This window comes from Citrobacter sp. Cf088 (genome assembly GCF_030334295.1).
In the GTDB taxonomy this organism is placed as follows: Bacteria; Pseudomonadota; Gammaproteobacteria; order Enterobacterales; family Enterobacteriaceae; genus Citrobacter; species Citrobacter freundii.
The window spans coordinates 949,366-961,908 of record NZ_JAOWEE010000053.1 but is presented as its reverse complement, the minus strand read 5'-3'; the positions used below and the strand labels follow the sequence as shown (position 1 = coordinate 961,908).

General features: G+C 52.6%; 9 protein-coding genes. 8 read left to right on the top strand and 1 reads right to left on the bottom strand.

The features are described 5' to 3' along the window. Window positions 1-424 precede the first annotated feature (424 nt). Window positions 425-1,504: a porin OmpD gene (ompD, locus tag OGV71_RS17515; RefSeq protein WP_177711997.1), complete on the top strand. Its 1,080-nt coding sequence runs from the start codon at window positions 425-427 to the stop codon at window positions 1,502-1,504. Window positions 1,505-1,587: 83 nt separating this feature from the next. Next, window positions 1,588-2,028 (top strand): GFA family protein, encoded by a 441-nt coding sequence (locus OGV71_RS17510; protein WP_071696113.1) that lies wholly within the window; start codon window positions 1,588-1,590, stop codon window positions 2,026-2,028. Between the two features lie 3 nt (window positions 2,029-2,031). Here the strand turns inward: OGV71_RS17510 and OGV71_RS17505 are convergent, their stop codons facing one another. Then, complete coding sequence (locus tag OGV71_RS17505; protein ID WP_003020091.1) at window positions 2,032-3,516, bottom strand: MFS transporter; 1,485 nt, start codon at window positions 3,514-3,516, stop codon at window positions 2,032-2,034. Window positions 3,517-3,632: 116 nt separating this feature from the next. On the opposite strand from OGV71_RS17505, the gene OGV71_RS17500 reads away from it, so the two are divergent. From OGV71_RS17500 to narI, 6 genes are all read left to right on the top strand, one after another. Beyond that, window positions 3,633-4,211, top strand: a complete 579-nt coding sequence (locus tag OGV71_RS17500) for a TetR family transcriptional regulator (protein ID WP_071696149.1) — start codon at window positions 3,633-3,635, stop codon at window positions 4,209-4,211. A 211-nt stretch (window positions 4,212-4,422) separates the two neighbouring features. Next, window positions 4,423-5,808, top strand: coding sequence for a NarK family nitrate/nitrite MFS transporter (locus tag OGV71_RS17495; protein ID WP_286533752.1), 1,386 nt, complete (start codon window positions 4,423-4,425; stop codon window positions 5,806-5,808). A gap of 49 nt (window positions 5,809-5,857) precedes the next feature. After that, window positions 5,858-9,598, top strand: coding sequence for a nitrate reductase subunit alpha (locus OGV71_RS17490; RefSeq protein WP_286533750.1), 3,741 nt, complete (start codon window positions 5,858-5,860; stop codon window positions 9,596-9,598). Further along, entirely contained in the window at window positions 9,595-11,139 is a 1,545-nt protein-coding gene (gene narH, locus OGV71_RS17485) for a nitrate reductase subunit beta (RefSeq protein ID WP_003020103.1), read from the top strand. The genes OGV71_RS17490 and narH overlap by 4 nt, the downstream gene beginning before the upstream one ends. Further along, window positions 11,139-11,834, top strand: coding sequence for a nitrate reductase molybdenum cofactor assembly chaperone (gene narW, locus OGV71_RS17480; protein WP_071696116.1), 696 nt, complete (start codon window positions 11,139-11,141; stop codon window positions 11,832-11,834). The genes narH and narW overlap by 1 nt, the downstream gene beginning before the upstream one ends. Next, window positions 11,831-12,511: a respiratory nitrate reductase subunit gamma gene (gene narI, locus OGV71_RS17475; RefSeq protein WP_003020109.1), complete on the top strand. Its 681-nt coding sequence runs from the start codon at window positions 11,831-11,833 to the stop codon at window positions 12,509-12,511. The genes narW and narI overlap by 4 nt, the downstream gene beginning before the upstream one ends. Window positions 12,512-12,543: the final 32 nt, after the last annotated feature.

The following is a 12,543-nucleotide window of genomic DNA, read 5'->3' as shown; positions in this document are numbered from 1 at the left end:
GGCTATACTTTAGACAAATTGATGAATAATAATTGTTCATTCCACTTGCGATTTATGTTCGTATTTGTTTAATTAAATGTTAAATATATGGTAATTAGTTAACACGCGAAAATATTATGCGGTTATCTATATCCCTTCATATGCATATATTACACATGCGAAACTAACGCTATTTAAATCATAGCCCTGACAATAGTCCCCTACGTAAATATACCCATTCAGATTTGTCACATATAAAGATTAATACAATCAGCTATATTATGTAGATCTGGATCACACAACTTCAAATATTTCGCAATATTATGAAACTTATTATTGAACTTATACCACTGCGTCATTTAAAAATAGTTTGCCATTGACGAACCCCTTCGTTTAGCAATGGTTTAGGAAACACACCAAGAAAAAATTATAAGGATTATTTAGAATGAAACTTAAATTAGTTGCAGTGGCAGTGACTAGCCTGTTGGCGGCAGGTGCGGTAAACGCAGCTGAGGTATATAACAAAGACGCAAACAAACTGGATATCTACGGAAAAGTTCACGCTCAGCACTACTTCTCTGACGACAACGGCAGCGATGGCGACAAAACCTACGCGCGTCTGGGCTTCAAAGGCGAAACTCAGATCAATGACCAGTTGGTTGGTTTCGGTCAGTGGGAATATGAATTCAAAGGCAACCGTTCTGAATCCCAGGGCTCTGAAGCAGACAAAACTCGTCTGGCATTCGCTGGTCTGAAATTCGCTGAATACGGTTCTTTCGACTACGGTCGTAACTACGGCGTGGCCTACGACATCGGCGCATGGACCGACGTTCTGCCAGAGTTCGGTGGCGATACCTGGACCCAGACTGACGTATTCATGACTGGCCGTACTACCGGCGTTGCAACCTACCGTAACACCGATTTCTTCGGTCTGGTTGAAGGTCTGAACTTTGCTGCTCAGTACCAGGGCAAAAACGACCGTTCTGACGTCAAAGAAGCTAACGGCGACGGTTTTGGTCTGTCTTCTACTTACGAGTATGAAGGCTTCGGCATTGGTGCAACCTATGCGAAATCTGACCGTACTGATTCTCAGAACAACCACATCGGTCAGTTCAAAGCTGACGGTAAAAACGCTGAAGTTTGGGCTGCTGGCCTGAAATATGATGCGAACAACATCTACCTGGCAACCACCTACTCCGAAACCCGCAACATGACCACCTATGGTTCTAAAGTTAACGGTATCGCAGATAAAGCACAGAACTTTGAAGTTGTTGCTCAGTACCAGTTCGACTTCGGTCTGCGTCCGTCCGTTGCTTACCTGAAATCCAAAGGTAAAGACATCAACGGTTACGGCGACCAGGATCTGGTTGAATACGTAGATCTGGGTGCTACCTACTACTTCAACAAAAACATGTCTACCTTCGTTGATTACAAAATCAACCTGCTGGATGACAATGCCTTCACCAATGCTGCCGGTGTAAGCACTGACAACATCGTTGCTGTTGGTCTGAACTACCAGTTCTAATTTTGTTGTAGTCTGAATACAAAGCCAGTCCTTTAAGGGCTGGCTTTTTCTCTTGATGTAGACTCGGTCATAAGGAGTATGCCGTGCAGACATTCACTGGTCGTTGTCTTTGCGGACAGAGTCATTTTACCGTTGACGTTGAAATGCTGGATGTCTATGCCTGCCACTGTACGCTGTGTCAGAAATGGTCAGGCGGCATCGCCATGTATCTGGAAGCCTGCGCTCACCCGCTGATGTCGCCAGAATCGGCAGAACCGTCGCACTTTCCTTCCTCAAATCGTGGTGAACGGTTCTTCTGTTCCGGCTGCGGATGCCCACTGTGGTTTACGTTGACGGACAGCGATCGCTACTTTATTCCATGGACACTTCTGGAACTTAATGAGGTAGATCGCCGCCGCCTGATATTAGCGGCAGAGATCTATACGGAAACACAGCCTGCGTTCTGGAGATTGACGGGGCAATACGCTCGACTGAGTGGGAAAGAAGTCGAAGAGATGGATTACCCCTGTCATTTAGCTCACTAGTTATTAACGTTGTACCTTTGCCAGACTGAACCACATTCCTATCGCTAATACGATAAGCATGCTGCCGGCGCTGCTTAAGGCCACGCTATGTGACCAGGTGAACGCTTCTCTGGCAGCCGTCAGCAATGCCTCACTCAGTGACGACGGGAGCGAGTGTGCCAGTTGTACCGCCTCCCCCATTGACGATGAGGCACGTTCCATTTCCTGCGCATTAAGTCCGGCTGGCGGCAGAATCGATGCAGAAAAGCTACGGCTCAACAGCAAACCAAAGATAGCGATCCCAAGTCCGGCTCCCAGTTCATAAGCCATTGTCTCGATGGCACCCGCGGCCGCGGCTTTTTCCGCAGGTGCTGCTGCCATGATAGCCGCTGTTGAAGCCAGAAGCGCACTGGCGGCGCTGAAGCCGAGCAAAGCCATCAAAATCCAGGCTTGTACCTGTTGACTACTGAAATCCGTCATCGCCAGACCGTAAAAGCTAACAGCGCTCAGCGCCATGCCCGCCGTTGCCACACAACGTAATCCCAGACGTGAAACCAACATACCGGCAATCGGTCCGCTGAAACCACTTGCCAGCATCACCGGCAGCATGAACAACCCTGCCTGATACGGTGTTAAGCCGTGGACAAACTGTAGCTCCTGAGCCATCAGTAACTCGAAACCCACCAGCGTTATCATCGCGGTCATCGCCATCACTACGCCACTTAAGATTATGCGATGCGTGAACAACCGCATATCAATCATCGGGCGGGCTGCCGCAAGCTGGATGCGGACAAACTGCCACAATAGCAAAGCGCCGGTTAACAGCGTCAGAGCGATAGCAACGGTCGCCGTATGCCCTTTCAGCGCGGTTTTGGCGCTGTATACCAGCAGCAGAATGGCGACAATCAGCATTATCGCATGACCAAAATTTAACGATTGATCGCGACGTCCAGCCTGGCGCGGCACTAAGCGTGCGGTTAAGGCCATTACCACCAGGACAATCGGTACATTAATTAAGAATACTGATCCCCAGTAGAAGTGCTCCAGTAGCATCCCGCCAACCAGTGGGCCAAACGCCGCACCGCCGGAACCAACCGCGGCCCAGACGCCGAGCGCCATATTACGATGCCGTTGCTCAGCGAAAGTGGCGCGAATCCCCGCAAGCGTTGCCGGCACAATCATCGCCGCGCCAATCGCCAACACGGCCCGGGTGACAATCAGCCAGCTGGCGCTATGAGCAAAAGCGGCCGCCAGCGATGCCAGACCAAACAAGCCTCCACCTAACAGCAGCAAGCGTTTAAAGCCAATGCGATCGCCCAGCGCCCCCATGGGCAACACCATACCGGCCATTACCAGAGAATAAATATCAATGATCCACAGCAGCTCGTTACCACTGGCACCCAGCGTCATACTCAGCGTGGGCGCGGCAACGTGCAGCACCGTTGCATCAATCGCAACAGGGATGTAGACCAGCACAATAATCACTAACGTTAACCACTGACGAAACATAAAACTCCCTTCAAAACTGAAACTGGACACACGTCCAGGTTCGGCGATCCTACGGAAATTTGAACGTATGTCCAACTTTTTGTTAGACTGCGTGCTAAACGGGTATGGGAGTAACGATGAGCTATCTAAATCGGGATGAACGTCGGGAATTGATTCTGCAGGCGGCAATGCGCGTCGCGCTTGAGGAAGGATTTGCCGCCATGACGGTGCGGCGTATTGCCACGGAAGCTCAGGTGTCAACCGGCCAGGTGCATCATCACTTTACGTCTGCCGGCGAGTTAAAATCCCTCGCTTTTGTGCAACTGATCCGTACTCTTCTGGATGCCGAACTGGTCAGCGCAAACGCCAGCTTCCGTGAACGGCTGCATGCCATGCTGGGCAGCGAAGATGGCGGGTTCGAACCCTATATAAAACTATGGCGTGAAGCGCAGGTTCTGGCGGATAAAGATCCGGAAATCAAAAGCGCTTACCTGCTGACCATGCGGATGTGGCACGAAGAAACCGCCGCTATCATCTCTCAGGGACAGAAAGCCGGTGAGTTTTCTTCACGCCCGGATGCTGCTGATGTGGCCTGGCGTTTAATTGCGTTGGTATGCGGTCTGGATGGCATCTATGTATTAGGCATTGAGGAAATGGCCGATCCTGCATTCGAACGCCACCTGGATCGTATGATTACGTTAGAGTTAGTTAATTGATGTTATAGATGAATTAATAATACATCTTTTATATTTACAATTGGTAACACTTAAGCAACGTGTAATTCCCTCATCACGCCGCGTTATTGCGCTTTTTTATCTATTCTTTCAGTCAATATTCCCAAAACTTTTCAATAGTTTCTAAAAGAACTCGCGCGGCGCTGTATGCGTTTATTTCTTTTTCATGAACGGCATGTGCATGGAGAATAATATGTCAGCATCAAATGAGAAAAATAATCGTTATCTTTTAACTGACTGGAAACCCGAAAATCCTGCCTTTTGGGAAAACAAAGGTAAGCACATTGCCCAAAGAAACCTCTGGATATCAGTGAGTTGCTTGCTGCTTGCGTTTTGCGTCTGGATGTTGTTCAGCGCTGTTGCTGTCAATCTGAATAAAATTGGTTTTAATTTTACCACCGATCAACTGTTTTTATTAACGGCATTACCTTCTCTTTCTGGTGCAATATTGCGCGTTCCCTACTCCTTTATGGTACCTATATTTGGGGGGCGCCGCTGGACCATTTTTAGCACCGTCATTCTGGTTATTCCCTGCGTCTGGCTCGGTTTTGCCGTGCAAAATACCGCTACTCCGTTTGGCGTATTTATTATCATTGCGCTGATGTGTGGGTTTGCTGGCGCTAACTTTGCCTCCAGCATGGGCAATATCAGTTTTTTCTTCCCCAAAGCGAAGCAAGGCAGCGCACTAGGCATTAACGGTGGCCTCGGCAACCTCGGTGTCAGCGTGATGCAGTTGATCGCGCCGCTGGTGATCTTTCTCCCCATTTTTACCTTCCTGGGCGTGCAGGGCGTACCACAAGCTGACGGATCGTTACTGTCACTGGCCAATGCCGCATGGATTTGGGTGCCGCTACTGCTGATAGCGACCGTGGCAGCGGGCATAGGAATGAACGACATTGCCAGTTCGAAGGCCTCAATTGCCTCCCAACTACCGGTCCTCAAGCGTTTTCATTTGTGGTTATTAAGTCTGCTGTATCTCGCCACCTTCGGTTCATTTATCGGTTTTTCAGCAGGCTTTGCCATGCTGGCGAAAACACAGTTCCCTGACGTGAATATTCTGCAACTGGCGTTCTTCGGGCCCTTCATCGGTGCGCTTGCGCGATCGGCGGGCGGTGTTATCTCTGACAAGTTTGGTGGTGTGCGGGTCACCTTAATTAACTTCATCTTTATGGCACTGTTCAGCGCCCTGCTGTTTCTCACTTTGCCCGGCTCGGGCGAAGGAAGCTTTATCGCGTTTTACCTGGTGTTTATGGGCTTGTTCCTGACCGCGGGTCTGGGCAGTGGTTCGACCTTCCAGATGATTGCGGTGATCTTTCGCAAAATCACCATTTACCGGGTGAAGCTGCACGGTGGTACTGAAGAACAGGCCCAGCGTGAGGCGGTAACCGATACCGCCGCCGCCCTGGGATTTATCTCCGCAATTGGCGCTGTCGGGGGCTTCTTTATCCCGAAAGCGTTCGGTTCATCGCTGGCGCTGACCGGATCTCCGGTAGGCGCCATGAAAATATTCCTTGTGTTCTACATCGTCTGCGTGCTGGTGACCTGGCTGGTTTACGGCCGTAAATCACAAAAAAAATAGTCATCTTTTGGCCTGTGTAGGCAACGTTATTCGAAGCAGGAGTTATGTCATGAGTAAACTGTTAGACCGCTTTCGCTACTTTAAACAAAAGGGCGATACGTTTGCCGAGGGGCATGGGCAAGTAATGCACACCAACCGGGACTGGGAAGACAGCTATCGTCAGCGCTGGCAGTTCGATAAAATTGTGCGATCTACCCACGGCGTTAACTGTACCGGCTCATGCAGCTGGAAAATCTACGTCAAAAACGGGCTGGTAACCTGGGAAACTCAGCAAACCGACTACCCGCGTACCCGCCCTGACCTGCCAAATCATGAGCCCCGTGGCTGCCCACGCGGCGCAAGTTACTCGTGGTATCTCTACAGCGCTAACCGCCTGAAATATCCACTGGTGCGTAAACGCTTAATCGAATTGTGGCGCGACGCCCTGTCCCGCCAGCCCGATCCGGTGCTGGCCTGGGAATCCATTATGAACGACCCGCAAAAATGCCAGAGCTACAAGCAGGTACGCGGGCGCGGTGGGTTTATCCGTTCCAACTGGAAAGAACTTAATCAACTGATTGCTGCTGCCAACGTCTGGACGGTGAAAACCTACGGCCCGGATCGTGTGGCCGGATTCTCTCCCATCCCCGCAATGTCGATGGTCTCCTATGCCGCAGGTACGCGCTATCTCTCGCTACTGGGCGGAACCTGTCTGAGCTTCTATGACTGGTACTGCGACTTACCGCCCGCGTCACCGATGACCTGGGGCGAGCAGACCGACGTTCCTGAATCCGCCGACTGGTATAACTCCAGCTATATCATCGCCTGGGGCTCTAACGTGCCGCAGACCCGTACCCCGGACGCGCACTTTTTTACTGAAGTTCGCTACAAAGGCACCAAGACAATTGCCATTACGCCAGACTACTCGGAAGTCGCCAAACTGTGCGACCAGTGGCTGGCACCGAAACAAGGGACAGACAGCGCGCTGGCAATGGCGATGGGCCACGTCATCCTGAAAGAGTTCCATCTCGACAATCCCAGCGATTATTTCCTCAATTACTGTCGTCGCTATACCGATATGCCGATGCTGGTGCTGCTGGATGCCCGCGAAGATGGCAGCTACGTGCCTGGGCGCATGATGCGCGCCTCAGACCTTGTCGATGGTCTGGGTGAAAGCAACAATCCAGAGTGGAAAACGGTGGCTTTCAACCGCGAGGGCGAACTGGTTGTCCCGAACGGATCTATCGGTTTTCGCTGGGGCGAGAAAGGCAAATGGAACCTGGAACCCCTGGCGGCTGGTGCTGAAACAGAGCTTTCCCTCTCGCTGCTTGGCCAGCATGATGACGTGACCGGCGTGGCATTCCCCTATTTTGGCGGCAACGAAAACCCACATTTTCGCAGTGTAAAACAAGAACCGGTGCTGATCCGTCGACTACCGGTAAAACATCTCACCCTCGCTGACGGTAGCCGTTGCCCGGTGGTGAGCGTCTATGATCTGGTGCTGGCGAATTACGGCCTCGATCGTGGTCTGGATGACGTTCATAGCGCACAAGATTACAGCGAAGTAAAAGCCTACACCCCGGCCTGGGGCGAGCAAATTACCGGTGTGCCACGCCGTCATATCGAACAAATCGCCCGTGAGTTTGCCGATACTGCGCACAAAACGCATGGCCGTTCGATGATCATCCTCGGGGCTGGCGTTAACCACTGGTATCACATGGATATGAACTACCGCGGGATGATTAACATCCTGGTGTTCTGTGGTTGCGTAGGACAAAGCGGCGGCGGCTGGGCGCACTATGTGGGTCAGGAGAAGCTGCGTCCTCAAACCGGTTGGTTGCCGCTGGCCTTTGCGCTGGACTGGAACCGTCCTCCGCGTCAGATGAACAGCACTTCGTTTTTCTACAACCACTCCAGTCAGTGGCGTTATGAAAAACTCACCGCGCAAGAACTCCTCTCTCCGCTGGCCGATGCGTCGAAGTTTAGCGGACATTTGATTGACTTTAACGTACGTGCTGAACGAATGGGCTGGCTACCCTCTGCGCCGCAGCTTAACCTTAACCCATTGACCGTCAAAGCGAAGGCAGAACAAGCTGGGTTATCTCCTGCGCAATACACTGCCCAAGCGCTGAAGTCGGGTGATATTCGTTTTGCCTGTGAGCAACCGGATAGCGGCAAAAACCACCCACGCAACCTCTTCGTCTGGCGCTCTAACCTGCTCGGTTCCTCCGGTAAAGGGCATGAATACATGCTCAAGTATTTACTGGGTACCGAAAGCGGGATCCAGGGGGAAGCGCTCGGTTCAAGTGAGGGTATTAAACCTGAAGAGGTTGAATGGCAGTCCGCGGCGATAGAGGGCAAGCTCGATCTGCTGGTCACGCTCGATTTCCGTATGTCCAGCACCTGTTTGTTCTCCGATATCGTTTTGCCAACCGCTACCTGGTATGAAAAAGACGATATGAATACCTCGGATATGCATCCGTTTATTCATCCGTTGTCCGCGGCGGTCGACCCGGCATGGGAATCGAAGAGTGACTGGGAAATTTATAAAGGCATCGCCAAAGTGTTCTCTGAGGTATGTGTGGGACATCTTGGGCAAGAGACGGATGTGGTGTTGCAACCACTGCAACACGACTCTCCGGCAGAGCTGGCGCAGCCGTTTGACATTCTGGACTGGCGCAAAGGCGAATGCGATCTCCTCCCGGGGAAAACGGCACCGAATATCGCCGTTGTGGAACGTGACTACCCCGCTACCTACGAACGCTTTACTTCACTCGGTCCGCTTATGGACAAGCTTGGAAATGGAGGGAAAGGCATTGCGTGGAATACCCAGGCGGAAGTCGATTTCCTCGGCATGCTGAACTACACCAAACGTGAAGGCCCGGCAAAAGGCCGACCGCTGATTGACACCGCACTGGATGCCTCTGAGGTGATCCTCGCCCTGGCGCCGGAAACCAACGGTCAGGTGGCGGTGAAAGCCTGGGAAGCGCTGGGGGCGATGACCGGACGCGACCATACGCATCTGGCGTTGAACAAAGAAGACGAAAAGATTCGTTTTCGCGATATCCAGGCGCAGCCGCGCAAAATCATCTCCAGTCCTACCTGGTCCGGCCTTGAAAGCGAACATGTCTCCTATAACGCAGGCTATACCAACGTCCACGAGTTGATCCCATGGCGTACCCTGTCCGGTCGCCAGCAGCTGTACCAGGATCACGCGTGGATGCGTGCGTTTGGTGAAAGTCTGGTGGCGTATCGTCCGCCTATTGATACCCGTAGCGTCAGCGAAATGCGCGAAGTTCCGCCTAACGGCTTCCCGGAAAAAGCCCTCAACTTCCTTACGCCGCATCAGAAATGGGGGATCCACTCTACCTACAGTGAAAACCTACTGATGCTGACGCTTTCGCGCGGCGGCCCCATTGTCTGGATCAGCGAGACCGATGCCAAAGAGCTGGGCATTGAGGATAACGACTGGATTGAAGCCTTCAACGCCAACGGTGCGCTCACCGCGCGTGCAGTGGTGAGTCAACGCGTGCCGCCGGGAATGACCATGATGTATCACGCTCAAGAGCGAATCATGAATATCCCAGGCTCGGAAGTCACCGGAATGCGTGGCGGGATCCATAACTCGGTCACCCGCGTCTGCCCGAAACCCACGCACATGATCGGCGGCTATGCGCAACTGGCATACAGCTTCAACTATTACGGGACGGTCGGCTCTAACCGCGATGAGTTCATCATGATTAGAAAAATGAAAAACATTAACTGGCTGGATGATGAAGGTCGCGATCAGGTACAGGAGGCGAAAAAATGAAAATACGCTCACAGGTAGGCATGGTTCTTAATCTGGATAAGTGCATCGGTTGCCACACCTGCTCCGTCACCTGTAAAAACGTCTGGACCGGGCGTGAAGGGATGGAATATGCGTGGTTTAACAACGTCGAGACTAAACCGGGGATTGGTTATCCGAAAAACTGGGAAGATCAGGAAGAGTGGCAAGGCGGCTGGGTTCGCGATGTCAACGGCAAGATAAGACCGCGTCTGGGCGGTAAGATGGGCGTGATCACCAAAATTTTCGCCAACCCGGTGATCCCGCAAATCGATGATTACTATGAACCGTTTACCTACGATTATCAGCATCTGCATAGCGCGCCGGAGAGCAAGAATCAGCCCACCGCGCGTCCGCGTTCGCTGATAGATGGTAAACGGATGGACAAGATTATCTGGGGTCCAAACTGGGAAGAACTGCTTGGCGGCGAATTTTCAAAACGTGCCCGCGACCGTAACTTCGAGAAGATGCAAAAGGAGATGTACGGTCAGTTCGAAAACACCTTCATGATGTATTTACCGCGCCTGTGCGAGCACTGTCTGAACCCAAGCTGTGTCGCCACCTGCCCGAGCGGTGCTATCTATAAGCGTGAAGAAGACGGCATTGTGCTGATCGACCAGGACAAATGTCGCGGTTGGCGCTTGTGCATCAGCGGCTGTCCGTACAAAAAAATCTACTTTAACTGGAAGAGCGGTAAGTCAGAGAAGTGCATTTTCTGCTACCCGCGTATTGAGTCCGGCCAGCCGACGGTGTGTTCAGAAACCTGCGTTGGGCGTATCCGTTATCTCGGGGTATTGCTGTACGACGCAGACCGTATCGAGGAAGCAGCGAGCACCGAGCATGAAACCGATCTCTACGAGCGTCAGTGCGATGTGTTCCTCAACCCGAACGATCCGGCGGTGATTGAAGAGGCGCTAAAACAAGGTATTCCACACAACGTCATCGAAGCAGCTCAGCGCTCGCCGGTTTACAAAATGGCGATGGACTGGAAGCTGGCGCTACCGCTGCACCCGGAGTATCGCACCCTGCCGATGGTCTGGTATGTGCCGCCATTGTCACCGATTCAGTCGGTCGCCGACGCGGGCGGACTGCCGCACAATGGCAACATTTTGCCTGCGGTTGAGTCGCTGCGAATTCCGGTTCAGTACCTCGCCAATATGCTCAGTGCGGGTGATACCGGTCCGGTGCTGAGGGCGCTCAAACGGATGATGGCCATGCGCCACTATATGCGTGCGCAAACCGTAGAAGGCGTCACGGACACCCGCGCGATTGAGGAAGTGGGTCTGAGCGTTGAGCAGGTCGAGGAGATGTATCGTTATCTGGCCATCGCCAACTATGAAGACCGTTTCGTGATCCCGACCAGTCACCGCGAAATGGCGCGTGATGCCTTCCCGGAGAAAAACGGCTGCGGCTTTACCTTCGGTGACGGCTGCCATGGCTCAGATACCAAATTCAACCTGTTTAACAGTAGCCGTATTGATGCCATCGACATCACCGAAGTGCGCGATAAAGCGGAGGGTGAATAATGCAAATCCTGAAGGTTATCGGCCTGCTGATGGAGTACCCCGACGAGCTGCTATGGGAGTGTAAAGACGACGCGCTGGCGCTTGTGGCCAGCGATGCCCCCACGCTGAATGATTTTAGCCAGGAGCTGCTCAATGCGCCGTTACTGGATAAACAAGCCGAATGGTGCGAAATATTCGACCGGGGTCGGGCCACCTCACTGCTGCTGTTTGAGCATGTGCACGCCGAGTCCCGTGACCGGGGCCAGGCGATGGTTGATTTGTTGGCGCAGTATGAAAAGGTCGGGCTGCAGCTAAACTGTCGCGAACTGCCGGATCACCTGCCTTTATATCTTGAGTACTTAAGCGTGTTACCTGAAGCTGAGGCCAAAGAAGGACTGCAGAACGTCGCACCAATTCTGGCGTTGCTTGGCGGGCGCTTAAAACAGCGCGATACGCCGTGGTATCAACTGTTTGATGCCCTGTTGCAGCTTGCCGGAAGCCCTCTTTCGAGTGACAGTGTCACTAAGCAGGTTGGCGCGGAAACACGCGACGATACCCGACAGGCGCTGGATGCAGTCTGGGAAGAGGAACAGGTGAAGTTTATTGAGGATAACGCCACCGCCTGTGACAGTTCACCGTTACAAAACTATCAACGACGCTTTAGCCAGGACGTGGCACCTCAGTATGTCGACGTCAGCGCGGGAGGCCCGAAATGATACAGTACCTGAACGTCTTTTTTTACGATATCTATCCGTACCTGTGCGGTACGGTGTTTATCCTCGGCAGTTGGCTACGCTACGACTATGGGCAATACACATGGCGCGCCTCTTCCAGCCAGATGCTGGACAAACGCGGTATGGTGTTGTGGTCAAACCTGTTCCACATCGGCATTCTGGGGATCTTTTTCGGTCACCTGTTTGGCATGTTAACGCCGCACTGGATGTATGCCTGGTTCCTGCCGATTGCGGTAAAGCAGCAGATGGCAATGATTGCCGGCGGACTTTGTGGCGTGCTCACACTGGTGGGTGGCGCTGGCCTGCTTGTGCGCAGGCTCACTAACCCGCGCATTCGCGCAACCTCCTCGACCGCCGATATTTTGATCCTCTGCGTTCTGCTGATTCAATGCATCCTCGGTTTAACCACTATCCCGTTCTCTGCACAGCATCCTGACGGCAGTGAAATGCTAAAACTGGTCGGTTGGGCGCAGTCGGTGGTGACCTTCCAGGGCGGTGCGTCTGCGCATCTGGATGGCGTGGCGTGGATTTTCCGTGTGCATCTGGTTCTGGGGATGACCATTTTCCTGCTGTTCCCGTTCACCCGACTGGTCCACGTGTGGAGTGCGCCGTTTGAGTACTTTACCCGCCGTTATCAGATAGTGCGTTCGCGTCGCTAATTTCCTCTGCTGCCCGGTAGCGCTAGCGCTTA

Bases quoted from the DNA above. Each gene is read 5' to 3' on its own strand.
- OGV71_RS17490 (WP_286533750.1), top strand. From the start codon at position 5,858: ATGAGTAAACTGTTAGACCGCTTTCGCTACTTTAAACAAAAGGGCGAT.
- OGV71_RS17495 (WP_286533752.1), top strand. From the start codon at position 4,423: ATGTCAGCATCAAATGAGAAAAATAATCGTTATCTTTTAACTGACTGG.
- ompD (WP_177711997.1), top strand. From the start codon at position 425: ATGAAACTTAAATTAGTTGCAGTGGCAGTGACTAGCCTGTTGGCGGCA.
- narH (WP_003020103.1), top strand. From the start codon at position 9,595: ATGAAAATACGCTCACAGGTAGGCATGGTTCTTAATCTGGATAAGTGC.
- narW (WP_071696116.1), top strand. From the start codon at position 11,139: ATGCAAATCCTGAAGGTTATCGGCCTGCTGATGGAGTACCCCGACGAG.
- narI (WP_003020109.1), top strand. From the start codon at position 11,831: ATGATACAGTACCTGAACGTCTTTTTTTACGATATCTATCCGTACCTG.
- OGV71_RS17505 (WP_003020091.1), bottom strand. From the start codon at position 3,516: ATGTTTCGTCAGTGGTTAACGTTAGTGATTATTGTGCTGGTCTACATC.
- OGV71_RS17500 (WP_071696149.1), top strand. From the start codon at position 3,633: ATGAGCTATCTAAATCGGGATGAACGTCGGGAATTGATTCTGCAGGCG.